This window comes from Undibacterium sp. TJN19 (assembly GCF_049339485.1).
Lineage (GTDB): Bacteria > Pseudomonadota > Gammaproteobacteria > Burkholderiales > Burkholderiaceae_D > Undibacterium.
In genome coordinates this window covers 270,929-287,600 of record NZ_JBMPPL010000008.1, presented here as the reverse complement: position 1 = coordinate 287,600, position 16,672 = coordinate 270,929, and the positions used below count along the sequence as shown (strand labels likewise).

Here is a 16,672-nt window from a genome sequence, read left to right as displayed (position 1 = left end):
TCGTCAGATTCGCGTAAGTCGCTGCGTATTCTGGTTGCACTGAGAAACTTTGGGCGATGTCTTTTAAAGACGAATTGCTTGCTACCCAATAGGCCAGACCCAACGGGTCAGCTGGACGGTTGAAATAAGCGATGTATAACTTCTGGATGTCAGCTGCTGTGTTGGCCATTTGGGGTCCTGGGAAATTAATTCAAAAATACGAAATTGCATTAGTTACACACTATTACAAATAGTAGCGATGTGAGGTTAACAGGTCAATATTGATTTACTCGCAAGACAGATCATTAATCACTAATAGCAAAGATTTGATAAGAATTAACATTTTCTGACAATGATCACAGATCATAGCACCGAAAAATGCTAAAAAGACCATTAAACATATTAGCCAATCCTTCGTTGTTTATACTGCCAGAAATGAACAAGAAAAATTTACGGAGGGCAGATACAATATGCCTTTCTGGCAAAACCCGTATCCCGACTTTGTTTAGCTTCCATAACAAACATTCCCCCTCCTCTTGCCTGCTATTCCTGCTGATAGCGGGATTGTGCAATGTATCGTCAGCTACCAATACCTGCGAGGCAAATCCTGCCCCTATCCGGTTTGTCCTGACCTTCGATGATGGGCCAAGCGCGGTACAACCGAATAACCCGACAGAAAAAGTGCTGAGCACTTTGCTGAAAAACCGTTTCCAGCAAGATATCAAAGCGATTTTTTTCACGCAAACCCGAGCAGTGAATGGTGGCGGCACCGAATTTGGCAGGAGCATGCTGAAACGCGAAGTAGAGGCTGGCCATGTGCTGGCTTTTCATACTGCGACACCGCGTCACTCTAATCATCGTTATCTGAAAGAAGGACAACTCGATACCTCACTGGACCTGGGTATCGCTGACCTGACGGGTATGACCGGCATTGCACCAAAGCTGGTGCGTCCGCCTTTCTGGAATTATGATGCCCGTACACTGGATAGTTATCACGGCCATGGCCTGCAAATGCTGTTGACGGATCTGAGTGCGAATGATGGCATCATTTACGGCATCAATTTCAGTCTCACCAAGCGTCGCAATATGCGCAAGATGCTGCTGACAGTCCGTCCACAATGGTGCCGGAATGAAATGCCCTCAGTCGACGGGGCAACGCCCATTATCGTCACATTTCATGACATCAATTCCTATACCGCCAATCATATGGATGAGTACCTGGAAATTCTTTTGGATGTGGCAAAAGAACTGGAAATACCGACCAGCGAAAAACCCTTTTATGATGACCGCGAAGAACTGGAGCGGGCAGCCCTGGTGAGGGTCATCAAAGATGCCGGCAATCCACCGGAATTGCCTGGCATGTGGAACTGGTTCTGGCGTTTATTCAGTTGACGAACCCGTTTGCAACAGTTGCGTGTCTCTATGAAATGCCCTGTGCATCGAATTCGTTTTAGCGCGCCAGTGCTTTTTCATCGGCACCTGTTGGCCCACCTTTTGCCGTAGTGTAGTTGGCGATGATGTAGTCGGTCGCCAGATTCGCGACGCGGGTAAGCATCAAGTTATCATGCACCCCGAATATGAACCCTGCTGCCATGGCACCGGCGCGCTGGAAGAATTCGGGGGAAGCTATCGTTACACCAGTTGCATCAGTGATCTTCAAGCGCAGCAACACGCCTGAACTGCCCGCCAATGGCCCCAGCAAAATACGTTTGGCACCATGCTTGAATTGCATTTCCTCAACGATAGGCTCTATGATCAGAGTACGTCCATTGTCGGGGCGTTTGTTCCACGTATCGACGTAACTGGCCATGTCTTTTTGAATATTCTCATTGATCTTGGTCAAGCCGGACATATCGCCTGCATAACCGTCTTTAAACATGGCTGTCTTTATCTGTATGCGCCCGAAAGCAGAAAATGCTTCCTTTGGCGCAGGGTTTTCCAGTGAAGTTGCCTTAACCGAAGTTGCACACTCTTGCAACAAGCTCAGTGAAAATAATGTTGCCAATAACAACCCGAGTTTTACAACTGTCTTCATTTTGAATACTGTCAAATTAAAAAAGGGGGGAAACAAGCAAATCAATTTGGCTTTCATTCTCACGCTTCTATCAGGTGTCTTTATAAAAGCGCGTCAGGCTAAAATCCTGAAATTTAAATCACCGGTATTTTTTAAAAATCAATGATGTATTGATGCCGCCAAATGCAAAGTTATTGGACATCACATATTCGCCGTCAATCGCCCTGCCCTCGCCCCGGATATAATCAAGTTCTGCACATTGAGGATCAAGTTCCTGCAAATTGATGGTAGGTGCAAACCAGCCTTCGCGCATCATTTCTATGCTGATCCAGGCTTCCAGTGCGCCGCACGCACCCAGGGTGTGGCCCATATAGCTTTTCAGTGAACTGATGGGGATGCGGTTACCGAAAACCTGGGCGGTTGCCTGGCTTTCGGCAATATCACCCTGTTGTGTACCTGTGCCATGCGCATTCACATAAGCAATATCGGATGGCACAAGTTCTGCGTCAGCCAGGGCCAGTTGCATGGCAATTTTCATGGTTTCGGCATTGGGTTGCGTCACATGACAACCGTCGCTATTGGTACCAAAGCCCACCAGTTCTGCATGGATGACGGCACCTCTGGCCAAGGCATGTTCGAGTTCTTCGAGTATCAGGCAACCAGCACCTTCACCGATGACAAGGCCATCACGGCCAGCGTCAAAAGGCCGTGGCGTATCACCAGGGTGGTCATTGCGTACGCTGGTGGCAAACAGGGTATCGAACACCGCCGCTTCCGTCGCACATAACTCTTCTGCGCCACCGGCTATCATGGCAATTTGCTTGCCACTGCGTATGGCTTCATACGCATAGCCTATGCCCTGACTGCCCGAAGTGCATGCCGATGATGTTGTAATCACGCGGCCAGTCAATCCAAAAAACACACCTATGTTGACTGGCGCGGTGTGCGCCATCATCTTGATATAGGTAGTGGCATTGATGCCTTTGGTCGTACGTTCTTCCATCATGCGGCCGAAATCACCTATGGCGCTGGGCGTACCCGCTGACGAACCGAAGGAAATACCCATCTGCCCGCTGGTAAGCAGCGAGTCTTCAAGCAGGCCGGCATGCGCCAGCGCCATCTCACTGGCACGGGTTGCCATCAAGGCCACCCTGCCCATGCTGCGTGTGGCTTTGCGGTTATAGCGTTCATTCAACTCAAACGGTGCAGCGGGCGCACCGAGTTGCGTGTTCAAACCATCATAATCACTCCACTCCTGCATGCGGGTGATGGCATTGCGGTATTCACCAAGTTGCTTGCGTATGCTGGCCCAGTCATTACCCAAGGGACTGATACCGGCCATGCCGGTTACGACTACACGACGGTTGGTCTGACTCATGCCATGCCTCCATTGACCGAAATCACTTGCCGAGTGACATAAGCCGCATCTGCATGCATCAGGAAGCTGACTACGGCTGCCACTTCTTCGGGCTTGCCAACGCGGCGTGCGGGTATCATTTTCAATGCCTCTTCCATCGGTACTTCACTGATCATATCGGTTTCTATCAAGCCCGGCGCCACGCAATTAACAGTAATAGCGCGCTTGGCCAATTCGATTGCGAGCGCCTTGGTGGCGCCGATAATGCCTGCCTTGGCAGCACTGTAATTGACCTGTCCACGATTACCGATCAGGCCAGAAACTGAAGCCAGGGTAATGATGCGGCCTGGCTTGCGACGTTGCACCATGGGCATGACGACAGGGTTCAGCACATTATAAAAACCATCGAGATTGGTATTCAAAACAATGTCCCAGTCTTCGCCTGACATGGCGGGAAAAGCATTATCCCGTGCCACACCGGCATTGCAAACGACGCCGTAGTAGCAACCATGCAGTTCGATATCAGCCAGCAGTGTTGATGCGGCCTGTTCGCGATCGCTGATATCAAATTGCAATACCCGGGCCTGCTGGCCCATGGCAATAATTTCAGTGGCGACCAGTTCAGCCTCTTCTCGCTGGCTGCGACAATGCAAGACGATATCGTAGCCATCGCGGGCCAGGCGCAATGCAATTGCCTTGCCTATGCCCCGCGACGATCCTGTCACCAACACACTCATACTCATTACGAACTCCGTTGCAAAAAATCTTTCACATTGTCAGGCTGAAATACCGTGACTGTGGCGGTTGCCAATACCGTGGCGCTGGCACTATCATCAATGTGGCATTCAAAAGCACCGAGGCCATTGTCACCTTGCAGCGCACGCTTCACGTGCACATGCAATATACTGCCCAGCTTAAACAGTGGCTGGCTGCATTCATAGCGACGCGCCCCCAGCAAAAAACCTACTTTGACAGGTTCACCACGCAGGCTGGCCAGATAGCCTGCATGGGCAGCAATGGCCTGCGCCATGTATTCGATACCGACCCAGGAACCTACACCCTGCCCATCGCAAAAAAGCGTATCTGCCTGTATTGCTACTTCTGCACACAGGGTTTCATCGTCGGCTGCAAGCAGGCGGTCGAGCAAGACCATGTCGCCATCATGCGGAACCAGTTCACGTACCGGTGGCAGGCTTGATGCGTTTATCATATTCATACTGCCCGTCCCAATATCAGGGTTGCATTCGATCCACCAAAGGCAAAGGAGTTACTCAGTGCCCAGCGCAATGGGCGTCCCAAAGGCTTGCTGCTTGTCGCCAGACATAAGACTGGTAATTGAGCATCAGCAATGCCGTCCCACAAATGAGGTGGCAGGCAACCCTGTGCATTATCGTCCTGCATCGCCAGCCAGCACAAGGCCGCTTCTATCGCGGCAGCAGCGCCAAGCGTATGCCCGGTAAAGGGTTTGGTGGAACTGACTGGCACGGTATCACCAAACAAATCGTGAATCACCCGTGCCTCCATCGCATCATTTTGCAGGGTGGCAGTGCCATGCAGATTGATATAGTCAATGTCCGATGCGGCAATACCCGCACGTTGCAATGCCTGCGCGATCGCCAGACGTGCGCCGCCGCCAGCAGGGTCAGGCGCAGAAATATGATGGCCATCCGAAGATTCACCCCAGCCGCATAACATGATGTTTGCGCCACGGTCTACCGGTTCCGCAGTCATCAGGAAGAAAGCCGCACCTTCGCCGATATTAATACCATTGCGGTTGGCGCTTAAGGGGTTACATCGTTCAGCACTGACCGATTCCAGCGCAGAAAACCCTGCGACAGTAAACGCACACAGCGTATCCACGCCACCAGTCAATACAGCATCACACAAACCCATTTTAATGAGTCGTGCAGCACTTGCCATCGCTTTTGCACTGGACGAGCAGGCGCTGGAATGCACATAAGCCGGGCCGCTGATGCCCAGTTCAAAAGCCAGCATTTCTGCTGGCGACGACATCTCTTGCTGGGCATAATGAAACGATGCTGGCAAATGCCCCTGCTCGCTATATTCACGCAAAGCGGTTTCTGTGTTGGCAATGCCGGATGTACTGGTGCCGATGACAATACCGACGCGGTCAGCACCAAAACGGGCAACGACATTATCGACAGCTGTCCTGATCTGCGCCAGCGCTGCCAGTGCCAGCTGATTATTGCGGCTATGCATGCTTATGGGCAAGTGACTGACATCCGGCAATGGGCTGCTAACTTCGCCCAAAGGCAGGACGCGGCCTGGAGACCAGGCATCGGTCGGCAGCACGCCGGTACTGGCTTCATGCAGCAGGTGTTGCTTGATATCGTGATGATTATCGCCCAGGGCGCACACAATACCGCAGTGATTTAAATACATCTTCATAGTGACAAATAAGCGATCAGGATGCTGACTGTATGGTCAGGCGGTAGTGGTAGCGCAAATTATTCAAGACCACCGTCCCACTCCAGCGTGGCAAACCACTGTAATCAATGGTCGCGACCACATTCTCAGCCAGATACAAGGTGCGGTGCAGGCCTTGTTCTTCTATACGCCAGCCTTCTGGTAATGCCATGGCAATGGCCTCTACCGGCCACAGGCTCAGTTGCATGTCCTCCAGCACGTCTTCAGCTTTTACCTGTGCCGGCAGCATGACATGCCGCCAGGATTTCAATTCTTTCCCATCATAGCTAAGGCTCAAAACGCGCTGGCCAAATGCCAGACCCACCAGTTCGAGGTGCGCGGGATCAACTTCCAGCGCAGCATCCAGTTCATCAATACGGCCATTTCTTTCCACTTTCAGATGTTGCTGCACACTGAAAGTATCACCCAGCGCCGACGGCGCCAGCATCAGACCCAGCCTTGCAGAATTAGCGGGCGGAACACTGGCACAGGCGCTTAACAATAAAGGAATCAGCAAACCACGGATAAATAATTTAAGAGGTTTGCGCATGCTTACTTTCTGAAGAGGTGAAACAAGGGACGATCAGCCACACCAGGCCGGTACCGATCAGCATGGTCAGGCCAAAAGCCTGCAAGGCTGGCGTATGGCTCAAGCCCAGCAGGCCGAACGACAGTATGGTATTGGCAGCCGACAAACCAACTGCCAGCCACGGTGTCGCATTGCGACGGTCTGGATGCTCCTGCATGAAAATACCATAATCGACGCCGACTCCCAGCAACAGCATCAGTGCCAGCACATGAAATAGTTGCAGGTTTTGTCCGGCCAGACCCAGCAATGACAATGTAGCTATGCTGGCAAACATGGTAGGTGCCAGCACCCGCCACGCATTGCCACGATAGCGTGGACTCAATAGCGCAAATACGACCAGGTAGGCTGCCATGATCACCCAGCCCATATAGCTGCGGTAACGCCCCAGCACGGAAGATATTTCATTGACCTTGTCGACCCACTGTACTCCTTCTAGGCCATGGCCGGCCTGCTGCAAAGCCGTAAAATTGTCGGCACCATAAGCAAGGCCGCGCAAGGCGACGATGCTGGCATGCTCGTTGCCAATCTGCCCCAGCCATAAGTGGCGCCAAGGCTCACCTGCCGGTGTTTTCAGGAAATCATCGACCGTCATGTTGCTGGTTAATTGCTTTAGGTGGGTACGAATGCCAGCGGACCAACTTGTATCTTCTTCCACCTTACTGGCCAGCATGGACAAAGGCCCACCATCTGCGAGCAGTTTTTCGTATATCAGTTGCTGATGCGCCTTCTGCAATTGTGCTGAAGGTATCCAGTTCGACAGCGCCTGATAGCCGGAAATAATATGGCGTATAACCAAAGGATCAAGCTTGCGCTTCAATGCCTCTTCTCTTTGCAGGACGATTTCAGCGCTTTTACCTCGCACCAGAAAATATTGGACTGGTGTTGGTGCATCCAGCAATTTACCCAACTTGATCTGATCGCTGACCAGTTGTTTGGGCGGCGTTTGCAACAGGCGGATATCATCATTCACACCCAAGCGGGAACAGCCAAATACAGCAAATACAATGAAAACCGTAATTGTTGCCATGCTGCGGCGATTGAACCCTAATCGCGGCCAGTGCAATAAGGCCGCACTATAGACTGCCACCAGTCTGCCACTTTTCAGGCTGCTCGCGCTGATCAGTTGCGGGAACCAGCAAACCACTGTCAACCACGCAAACACCAGACCCAGCGCCGAAAAAGCCGCCATATGCCGCAAGCCAGGGAAAGGTGTCATACCCAGGCCCAGATAACCAATGACGGCCGCCAGCAAAGTCAGGCACAGGCCGGGCATCAGGCGTTTCAGCAGTTGGGGTGAACTTTGCTGGGAGTCGGCACTGAGACGGTTACACAAAAAATAAATACCATAATCTTGCGCGACACCGATCAGGCTCGCGCCAAATACCAGCGTCAGCAGATGAATGCCGCCAAACAAAATCCAGCACATCGACAGCGCACCAAGAAAGCCGACGCCGATAGACAGCAAAATTAAGGCGATCGGTTTCAGCGAGCGAAAGCTCAGCCACATCAATAAAATGATACCAATCAAGGAACCAACACCGATAGTGGACATTTCCGACGCCGCCTGTTGCCCGGCTGCAGCTGCGTGCAGGATCACGCCAGCACTGATGATTTGTACTGATGGGACAGCCTGCCTGGCGGCATCGGCAGCCCTGTTTAGCAAAGGCAATGCGGCCTCTTGCGCGCTCAGTGAAAAAGCTGGTGGTTTTAAAGTTAAAGGCAGCAAGACATACTGGCGTTCAGCATCGGCAACGAAAAGATGCCCATCACGTGGACGTACTGGGGTTTCCTGCGCCCTTTCCTGTATCCAGCCACTGAACAGGCTAAATGGATCATCCTGGAATGCGCCCAGCTTGGGGCCTGAAAATGCACCATAGATTTTTGCCAGCGCGATATCTGTCCAGAATTGCGGTGTTTCAGTACGCAATTGCAATTCCTGTTGCGCGGTCAGCAAACCCAGGCTATTTTTCTGAAAGGTCGACAGCCAGTCGCTTTGAGTCTGGTCATTGATAGTCGTCGACACCAACAAATCACGGCGAGTTGCCAGTACGGCTTGATAGGCATCGGCGGCACGTTTTGCCTGCTCCCAGTCGGGTGCGCCCAGCAAGATAATGACGCGCTGCTGTGCTGTATCCACCATGTGGGCGAAAGACTGCTGCAATACCGCGTCACGTTCCTGCACGGGCAACAACGCCAGAATGTCGGTATCAGGTGTAATGCGTTTGCCCAGCCACAGATAAGCATTATGCGCAAGCAGCAGGCAGACCACCAGCGCCCAGGCAATTGCCAGGCTTGATTTAAACCGTTTCGTTGTTGGAATACCTGCGCTCATCATCCCTGCTATTGAAATCTTATTATTTTATATATCAGAACAGTGCCAGCTCTTCCGCCGTAATGGCAGTCTCGCCTGTCTTGATATCTGAAAATACGATGCTGGTACGGTCACCGCTGGCATCGTCGATATGGATATTCTTGACGTACAAACCACCATCAAGCGAAATGGCACCAATGGCTTTCGCCAGTGCGGCTTCTTTTGCTTTCAGGCTGACTTTCCAGCTGGAGACATCGGCAGTGCCATCGACTTCAAACAGGGTTTCGAGTTTGCTCAAATCACCAGACAACAAGGAAAACAGCACACTGTTAATCATGCGCACAGCAGGTTCTTTCTGCGCATCCAGCCGCATCGCCACGCGTTCGCCTTGCAGATGCACAATTTCGTCGCGTGTCAGACGCAGGGTATTTGGAAAGGGTTGCAAGGTACGCCATAACACGCCTTTGCCGTTGACCACACAAAAACGGCCATTCGATGCCAGAGGCTTTTTCATGCCTGTCAGCTGCTTGGTCTGGTCGAAACGCCCACATAAAACTGCAGGCTTGGCCAGCATGCCCTGGATTTTTGCGATGGGGGCAGCCGCTGCAATGGCATTCACACTGTGCAATGCGGCGACAGCAGTAATGCTCAGCGCGATAAAAAAACGTTTCATGGTGCAGGTACTCCCAATTTTTCAAACAAGACTGGCGGCGAAACAAAACACATTTCCCCGCTGGCGATATCAACAGCGACCTGGGTCGTAGTGGCACGTGTCAAACGCTTGCCGCTGGCCGCATCGGTGATCAGGTAATCTATTTTCAGGCGGTTTTCCCATTCCACAATTTCTGCACGCAATGTCAGGCGCTGGCCAAAACTGGCTGGTGCAACATAGCGCAACTGCATATCGATGACTGGCCAGGCATAACCCGACTGCTTCATCTGTACATAGTTATACTGAATCTTGTCGAGCAAGGTACAGCGCACGACTTCCAGGTATTTGACGTAGTTGCCATGCCAGACGATTTCCATCGGATCAAGGTCAAAGAACTGTACCAGCATCTCAGTTTCAGCAAACCAGCGGCTGCTTGCGGCATTCTTGTTCACTTTACGCATACAACATCCAGTCTTGTTCGCGTATGCGTTCAAGCATCAGGCGCAAATCCGGTTCCAGGCGACGGTCTTCCTGTACTACAGCGATATCGGTTTCCAGGGAATGCATCATTTGTTGCAAGGCTGTTGACAATCGCAGTTCAGGGTTCAATCGCGCGCGCAGCCATACGCCCTGGCGTACCGTAATCAGCAGGGCGGCGACCACTTGTTCTGTCAGTTCGAGCACGCGCAGGCAGTCACGGGCGGCAATGGTGCCCATGCTGACCTTGTCCTGGTTATGGCATTCGGTCGAACGTGAAAATACCGATGCAGGCATGGTCAGTTTCAAGGCTTCGGCTGTCCAGGCAGAAGCGCTGATCTGCAATGCTTTCAGGCCATGATTAATGGCGGCACGTGGCCCTTCCATGCCTGACAGATTCGCTGGCAAGCCGTGGTTGTAACGGCTGTCGACCAGCAAGGCCATCTGGCGGTCTAGTAAATCAGCCAGGTTGGCAACAGCGTTTTTCATGCCATCCATGGCAAAAGCGATATGGCCACCATAAAAATGTCCGCCATGTAAAACACGTTCATTGTCGGCATCAATGATGGGATTATCGTTGGCGCTGTTCAATTCATTTTCAATTGCCTGGCGAAAGAAAGGCAAGGCATCGGCCAATACGCCTATCACATGCGGCGCGCAACGGATGGAGTAACGATCCTGCAAACGCTTGCCATTACGTTCAGCCTCGCCGGCTGGCAAGTCTGCACGCAGCCATGCTGCGACGCACTGCATACCGGCATGCGGCTTGACTGAGAACAGCACTTCATCAAAGTGGTGTGCATTGCCGTCCAGCGTAACCGATGCCATGGCGGTGATACACGTTGTCAGTTTCACCAGATAACTGGCACGATCATAAGCCAGACAAGCCAGGGCTGTCATGACAGCCGTACCGTTCATGATTGCCAAACCTTCTTTAGGGCGCAGACGCAGGGGTTTGATACCGGCCTCGTGCAGTGCCTGAGCGGCAGGCACCTGCATGCCATTGCGCCAGACTTCACGCTCCCCACAAAGAACAGCAGCAAGGTAAGACAGCGGGGTTAAATCTCCACTGGCCCCCACCGAGCCTTCAGAAGGAATCAGGGGTAACAAACCAGCATCAAGTAAACGCGCTATCTGTTCCAGCAACTCTACGCTGACGCCGGAAAACCCCTTGGACAAAGACGCCAGGCGTGTCGCCATCACCGCACGCGTTTGCGCCGGGCTCAGGTATTCGCCCAGGCCGCAGCCATGATAGGTATACAAATGATGTGGCAATTCACCGACCAGGTCAGCCGGAACTGTCACCGTACAGGAATCGCCATAACCGGTAGTCACACCATAGATAGTGCCGTCTTCACGCAACAGGCGGTCAAGGAAATCTGCGCCACGGGCAATAGCCGCACGAAACGCGGGGTCGGCAGACAGTTCTGCTGTTGCCCTGCCCTTGGCGATATCGACGATATCTTCTATGCTGAGCCTGTCACGGTCAAATTGGACAGTGCGCAGTCTGGTATTGGTGTCAGCGGGATGCATCAGTTTTTTCCAAATGAGGTAAATGCCAGAAATCGTAAAAATTAAACCATTGCAAAGGGGCGCGCAGGCAATAATGTTCGAGGCGTGCAGCATAAGCAGCCACCAGGTCTTTCAGCGCATCATCGCGCCCCTTGCGTGGCAGTCTGACTGACTCTTGCAAAAGCTCAAAGCATACATGCGGCATATCGTTGATTTGCAGCGAAAACAGCAGATATACCGGACACTGCAAAATACTCGCCAGTACATACGGGCCAACCGGGAAGGCTGCTTCGCGGCCTAGAAACTGCGCATACGCAACGCGAGGCTGTGGCGCTACGGGAATACGGTCACCGGCGATAACGACAAATCCACCCGCAGCAATTTTGTCTGCCAGTAGCATGGCAGTGGCCGGGGTCATTTCGGTCACCTGCAATAAATCCATCTGGCTGGCGGGATCAAGCTGTCCCAGCATGCGATTAAATGCCTGTGCATGCTTGGTATGAACCAGCACCGTCAATTTGACCTCAGGGAAATTGCGCGATAACACACGGCACATCTCCAGATTGCCGACATGCGAACAAATCAACAGGCCACCCCGCCCTGCCATGACCTGTTCATGCATATACGCCTGGCCTTCGTAACGTACCTGTCCGGTCTTGAACAGGCCACCCCACAGCAACATCTTGTCGAGTATATTTTCGGCAAACGCAGCAAAATGTTTGATGACGCCGCGCCAGCCTATAGTTACTGGCACGTAGGCGCGCATGCGCTGCAAATAGGCGATGGAAGCACGTCTTGCCGCACCTTGTGCAAGTACGTACCAGACCAGTACGGGATACAGAATAATGCGAAACGGCCAGCGCCCGAACAGGCGGAATATCCAAAATAACAGGCGCATACCTGCCACGAAACTGACTTCGTTGATATTCGCCCAGTGACGTGAGGTATCTGGCCTGGTGGTCATTTGCCATCCCTTTGCGACTTGCCTGACTCACGCCAGTTCCGCGCCAGAAGGTTGGGCAAACGCAGCAACATGCCGAAGAACAATCTGGTATGCATGCCGGTAATGAGCACATTGTCGCGCCAGACGCGGAAATGCGATACGCCATCCGCAGGATAACCCACACGGGTCGGCAGATTAACCATCGCCAGCCCTTGCCAGTACAACCTGACCAGGATGTCTGTATCAAAATTCATGCGCCGGCCTATCCTCTGCTTCGCCATCAATGCCATGACAGCCGCAACAGGATAAACACGAAAGCCACACATGGAATCCCGTATGGCGAACGACAGCGTATTGATCCATACCCACACATGCGTCAGGTAACGCGCGTACAGGCGCAATGCGGGCACGCTTTCATCATAGACCGGATAACCAACGATCACTGCCTGCGGATGCGCTGCTGCCTGTGCCAGAAAATGTGGAATGTCGGTCACACGGTGCTGACCATCGGCATCAATTTGCAGCACATGCGTGTAAGCCGTTTTTGCAGCATAAGCAAATCCGGTCATGACTGCGGCTCCTTTACCCTGATTGTGCGCATGGCGCAGCAAGTGCAGACGTGCTGGCCGCGTTGCAATTAGCTCATCGAGTACTTTGGCGCAAGCGTCTGAACTGCCGTCATCGACTAGTATGCAATTGACATCATGCGTCAATATGCCATCAACCACCATGGCAATCGCGTGCTCGTGGTTATAAACGGGGATGAGGACACAGGGTTTAAACAATTTACTTACCTGCCTTGGCAAAACGCAGCAATGAATGGCAATAACCGATATCGTCACGTGCCGTTAATAATTGCAACCCCGCCGCTTCGGCCATGCGTATGTAATCGGCGCTCTCATAAATCTTGCTGTTACCACTGGCCATCGCAGTGAAATATGGGGAAGTGTTGATGAGACAAAAAGCAGCGATATCGTAACGCTGGCGATCCCAGAAAGTATCCATGATCAGCAGTTGACCGTTTGTCGCCAATGCCTCAGATGCACGTTGCAAGATACTCGCAATTGCCGGTTCAGAGAAACAGCTAAGGAACTGGCTCATCCAGATCAGATCCATGTCTGCAGGCAAAGCGGCTTCTTTATCGAGCAAATCGATGCCATGAAAACTCGCTCTTTCGTGTACACCGGCTTTTTGCAAATTATCTTCTGCAACGGTCAACTGCCGCGGCAAATCAACCAGATGCATTTCTACACTGGGGTTATAGGCCAGCGCTGCACAACTGAACTTGCCAGTATTAGCGCCTATATCCATCAGGCGGCGTGGTGCTGTAGCAAACACATCAGGCAAAATCGTCGGGAAGGATGTGTCGGAATAATGATGATCGAAAGCAAACCAGCTGGTCTTGGCGGGTTCAGGTAATTGCGACAACCCCTGATACAAGGTAGCCCAGTTGCCAAATGCTGTCAGACCAAGCGGTTTTTCCTGGTCAAGAGACTGATCCAGCTTGAACAAGCCTTCGTAACAGACGTCATGATTAAAATCAAGGTTGATCTGGGTAATGGCATCAGTCAGCACACAATAGCCCGTTTTATCGATGACATAACGACCCGCACTCAGATAAACGACGCCTGCCGACAGGCAGGTTTCAAGCACTACTTTCAGGGCGTATTCTGTCCATTTGCCAGTTTCAGCCATGTCAGTGACCGTCAACCCGGTGCCACCAGCATCTGCCAGTGCTTGCAGCATGCCGCGTTTCCATGCATAACGCACACATTGGAAGACCACAGGGCCGAAGGCGATTTTTTGCGCTTCAAAACGGGCTGCGAACGCGCTCTGGCGCTCAGGGGAAAACTTCTTATCTAGCATGTGGTCTTTTCGTTGGCAAACAAGATGCGTCCACCGGCATGCTGCCCGGCGTCGGAAAAATAACGGAACTGCAAACTACTTTTCGCTACGTCATGAATAAGTTCCAGCATGACCGGGCTTTCCGCATGAATCACATGCTGGAATTTTAAGGCGTGAATACCCAGAAATACAGGTGGCAAGTCCAGGTATTGCCTGGCAAAACGAATAACCCAATCGACCTGTACAACGCCAGGCAAAACCGGTGCCACGTTGAAATGCCCATCAAAATAAAACAGCGAGGCTGGCACTATCAATTCAAACATCACCCGCAGTGGTGTTTGTTCCAGCAAGCGCAGGCGTGGCAAACGTGGCCGCGGATCCGCCTCTTCATTGAGCAAAGCAAGCAATTGCACATGACTGGTTTTACCTTGTGCATTGACGGGTATCTGCTCAAGAAAGCGCCAGCGTCGCGGTAAAGCGATAGCTTCGACAACGCCCGCCAGTATCGCCCGCAAACGCTGGTTGAAGGCGTACTTCCCCTCGTCCGAAAAGATTGCGGCACCTTTTTCTGAAGTGACGACGAAGGCTGTCAGTTTCTGCCTTTGTCCGGTATCAGCATGATCCGCAATAACTCTGACTTCGCTGACCAGATCTGAAGCCAGCAATGCCATCTCCATGGCATCGAGTGAAATGCGTTTTTCTTCTATCTTGACGATACGGTCACTGCGCCCCAGTAATAGAAGGCGACCATGTTCAGTCATCTGCGCTTTGTCGGCAAGGCGTAACCATTCTGTATTTTGCAGATGAGGGGAACGCACTTCCAGCAAACCCTGATCCTGCGCAATACGCAAAATCACATTGGGCAAGGCGTCCCAGGCATCCACTGCACCGTGCTGGCGCTGCCGCCAGGCAATGCCGCCAGTTTCAGAGCTTCCGTAAACTTCAAGTGGGATTTTTCCCAATAATTCACCGACCGCAAAGGCGGTTTCAGGCGCCAATGGGCCACCAGATGAAAATACGGCGCGTACGTTTTTCCTGACTGACTGCCAGTCCAGATGTTCCGGCAGGCGTTTCAGATGTGCCGGGCTGGCGATCAAAACAGATTCGCCTTGCGCCAGCACTTGGGTAAATTGCTCAGGAAAATTCAAACTCAGCGCGTGGACTGGGCGGCCTGCCATCAGTGGCCACAATACCTTGAATAACAAGCCATAAATATGCTGATGAGAAACCGTTGCCGCGATGCTGGCATGACCAACCCGTGCGCCGAATACCTGTTCCAGGCTGGCAACTTCACTGAACAATTGCGACAATTTTTTGGGTATAGCCTGGGCGACACCCGTACTGCCGGAAGTATGCACAACCAGCCCGATAAATTGAGGATCAAGCTTGCCAGGGATGGCCAGCCTGCTTGACTGCGCTGCGGCCTGCAAGGGCTGATATGCATCCGGGAAATTACCCAGAAATGCATCGACGGTTTTATGCAATACCTGGCAAGTGGCAGGCAAGGTGTCAGCGGTCAGCCATACCGTTTTTTTTAGCTGCCATGCAGCAAACAAGGCGGCGGCAAATTCCAGACTATCATCCATATACAATGCCAGATTATCTCCGGCAATATTTTGCAGCAGACTGTCCCACGCGGCCATACGCTGTAAAAACATTGTCTTTAAGACAGGGCCTGACGCATTCCAGCCCATGACATTCTGCGCTGAACGGGAGGCCAATGCCTGGCAAGGATCGGGATAAAAATCAGACATGGTGAAGTCGTTTAAAGCGCAGGCGTACCAGGTATTCAATACCAAACAGCAAACCCATCAAGAGGTAGGCAATGACGCCTGTATAAAGTGACCAGACCGCTTCAGACGCCCACAAGGCGGTAGAGAGAGCGAGGGCACCATTGATGATAAAGAAGGCGCACCAGACTTGCGTCACACGACGCGTGTAGGCAATTGCGACATCTGGCAAATCAGGTTCACGCAAACGCGCAAAACGTTCCACCATTGAAGGTGGTACGGCAAGACTAAAGCCAAATACACTCAGCAACACCGCATTGACCAGCACTGGATACAATTTCAACGGCAACAAGGCATTTGCCCACACGGCACAGGCGGCCAGCAATAAGGCACACAGCATGAACCAGCGTGCAACCGTACTGACCTTAAAAGTTGGTATTCTGCTAGCGGCAGCCAGTAGCAACAGACCTGCGAGCCAGCGCGGCTCCACCTGCCCCTGACCATACCAGATCACGAGCGGGTATAACACAGTCAGAATGACCGCCACTGCGGTCAAAATTACGCGAATGATGCTGATTACTCCGCAGGCAGGTCGACAAGCGCATCAATCACATCACCAATAGTGCGGATTTTCTTGAACACTTCAGGTTGTAAACGCATGCCTGTCATTTGTTTCAACTTCACCGCCAGATCGACCGCGTCAATACTGTCGATATCCAGATCGGCATAAAGATTCGACTCCAGCGTCAGCGAAGATTTATCCAGCTCAAACATATCGGCCAACAGCTCTGTTACCCACACAAAAAGCTCGTCCTTACTCATTGCACTTACAACTA

General features: G+C 52.1%; 18 protein-coding genes. 2 read left to right on the top strand and 16 right to left on the bottom strand.

Translation table 11 applies throughout. From position 1 onward, the window contains the following. Positions 1 to 414 precede the first annotated feature (414 nt). Complete coding sequence (locus tag ACO0LH_RS21155; RefSeq protein ID WP_422943107.1) at positions 415 to 1,371, top strand: polysaccharide deacetylase family protein; 957 nt, start codon at positions 415 to 417, stop codon at positions 1,369 to 1,371. Between the two features lie 58 nt (positions 1,372 to 1,429). On the opposite strand, the gene ACO0LH_RS21150 is transcribed toward ACO0LH_RS21155, so the two are convergent. Further along, positions 1,430 to 1,858 carry a hypothetical protein gene (locus tag ACO0LH_RS21150; protein WP_422943106.1) on the bottom strand — a complete coding sequence of 143 codons (429 nt, stop codon included), beginning with the start codon at positions 1,856 to 1,858 and terminating at the stop codon, positions 1,430 to 1,432. Here ACO0LH_RS21150 and ACO0LH_RS21145 point away from each other — a divergent pair. After that, positions 1,857 to 2,159 (top strand): hypothetical protein, encoded by a 303-nt coding sequence (locus ACO0LH_RS21145; protein ID WP_422943105.1) that lies wholly within the window; start codon positions 1,857 to 1,859, stop codon positions 2,157 to 2,159. The genes ACO0LH_RS21150 and ACO0LH_RS21145 overlap by 2 nt on opposite strands. Here the strand turns inward: ACO0LH_RS21145 and ACO0LH_RS21140 are convergent. From ACO0LH_RS21140 to ACO0LH_RS21070, 15 genes are read right to left on the bottom strand one after another with little or no spacing between them, the layout of a single operon-like run. After that, positions 2,133 to 3,371, bottom strand: coding sequence for a beta-ketoacyl-ACP synthase (locus ACO0LH_RS21140; RefSeq protein WP_422943104.1), 1,239 nt, complete (start codon positions 3,369 to 3,371; stop codon positions 2,133 to 2,135). The two genes, ACO0LH_RS21145 and ACO0LH_RS21140, sit on opposite strands and share 27 nt — an antisense overlap. Further along, complete coding sequence (locus tag ACO0LH_RS21135) at positions 3,368 to 4,093, bottom strand: 3-ketoacyl-ACP reductase FabG2 (RefSeq protein WP_422943103.1); 726 nt, start codon at positions 4,091 to 4,093, stop codon at positions 3,368 to 3,370. Before ACO0LH_RS21135 ends, ACO0LH_RS21140 begins: the two co-directional genes overlap by 4 nt. Continuing rightward, entirely contained in the window at positions 4,093 to 4,560 is a 468-nt protein-coding gene (locus ACO0LH_RS21130; RefSeq protein ID WP_422943120.1) for a 3-hydroxylacyl-ACP dehydratase, read from the bottom strand. The genes ACO0LH_RS21135 and ACO0LH_RS21130 overlap by 1 nt, the downstream gene beginning before the upstream one ends. A 2-nt stretch (positions 4,561 to 4,562) precedes the next feature. Next, positions 4,563 to 5,759 (bottom strand): beta-ketoacyl-ACP synthase, encoded by a 1,197-nt coding sequence (locus tag ACO0LH_RS21125; RefSeq protein WP_422943102.1) that lies wholly within the window; start codon positions 5,757 to 5,759, stop codon positions 4,563 to 4,565. A gap of 16 nt (positions 5,760 to 5,775) precedes the next feature. Beyond that, positions 5,776 to 6,327 carry a DUF3261 domain-containing protein gene (locus tag ACO0LH_RS21120; protein ID WP_422943101.1) on the bottom strand — a complete coding sequence of 184 codons (552 nt, stop codon included), beginning with the start codon at positions 6,325 to 6,327 and terminating at the stop codon, positions 5,776 to 5,778. Further along, entirely contained in the window at positions 6,311 to 8,698 is a 2,388-nt protein-coding gene (locus ACO0LH_RS21115; RefSeq protein ID WP_422943100.1) for an MMPL family transporter, read from the bottom strand. The genes ACO0LH_RS21120 and ACO0LH_RS21115 overlap by 17 nt, the downstream gene beginning before the upstream one ends. A 34-nt stretch (positions 8,699 to 8,732) precedes the next feature. Then, a complete protein-coding gene (locus tag ACO0LH_RS21110) occupies positions 8,733 to 9,350 on the bottom strand; it encodes a LolA family protein (RefSeq protein ID WP_422943099.1) in 618 nt (205 codons plus the stop codon). Continuing rightward, the gene (locus ACO0LH_RS21105) at positions 9,347 to 9,790 is read right to left on the bottom strand and encodes an acyl-CoA thioesterase (RefSeq protein ID WP_422943098.1); all 444 of its coding nucleotides are present in this window, start codon (positions 9,788 to 9,790) and stop codon (positions 9,347 to 9,349) included. Before ACO0LH_RS21105 ends, ACO0LH_RS21110 begins: the two co-directional genes overlap by 4 nt. Further along, complete coding sequence (locus tag ACO0LH_RS21100) at positions 9,783 to 11,339, bottom strand: HAL/PAL/TAL family ammonia-lyase (RefSeq protein WP_422943097.1); 1,557 nt, start codon at positions 11,337 to 11,339, stop codon at positions 9,783 to 9,785. Before ACO0LH_RS21100 ends, ACO0LH_RS21105 begins: the two co-directional genes overlap by 8 nt. Continuing rightward, entirely contained in the window at positions 11,326 to 12,282 is a 957-nt protein-coding gene (locus ACO0LH_RS21095; protein ID WP_422943096.1) for an acyltransferase, read from the bottom strand. Before ACO0LH_RS21095 ends, ACO0LH_RS21100 begins: the two co-directional genes overlap by 14 nt. Next, positions 12,279 to 13,046 (bottom strand): glycosyltransferase family 2 protein, encoded by a 768-nt coding sequence (locus ACO0LH_RS21090; RefSeq protein ID WP_422943095.1) that lies wholly within the window; start codon positions 13,044 to 13,046, stop codon positions 12,279 to 12,281. Before ACO0LH_RS21090 ends, ACO0LH_RS21095 begins: the two co-directional genes overlap by 4 nt. A 1-nt stretch (position 13,047) precedes the next feature. Further along, complete coding sequence (locus tag ACO0LH_RS21085) at positions 13,048 to 14,127, bottom strand: class I SAM-dependent methyltransferase (RefSeq protein WP_422943094.1); 1,080 nt, start codon at positions 14,125 to 14,127, stop codon at positions 13,048 to 13,050. Beyond that, positions 14,121 to 15,860, bottom strand: a complete 1,740-nt coding sequence (locus ACO0LH_RS21080) for an AMP-binding protein (RefSeq protein WP_422943093.1) — start codon at positions 15,858 to 15,860, stop codon at positions 14,121 to 14,123. Before ACO0LH_RS21080 ends, ACO0LH_RS21085 begins: the two co-directional genes overlap by 7 nt. Beyond that, a complete protein-coding gene (locus ACO0LH_RS21075; RefSeq protein WP_422943092.1) occupies positions 15,853 to 16,365 on the bottom strand; it encodes a hypothetical protein in 513 nt (170 codons plus the stop codon). Before ACO0LH_RS21075 ends, ACO0LH_RS21080 begins: the two co-directional genes overlap by 8 nt. 47 nt (positions 16,366 to 16,412) lie before the next feature. Continuing rightward, a complete protein-coding gene (locus ACO0LH_RS21070; RefSeq protein WP_422943119.1) occupies positions 16,413 to 16,658 on the bottom strand; it encodes an acyl carrier protein in 246 nt (81 codons plus the stop codon). Positions 16,659 to 16,672: the final 14 nt, after the last annotated feature.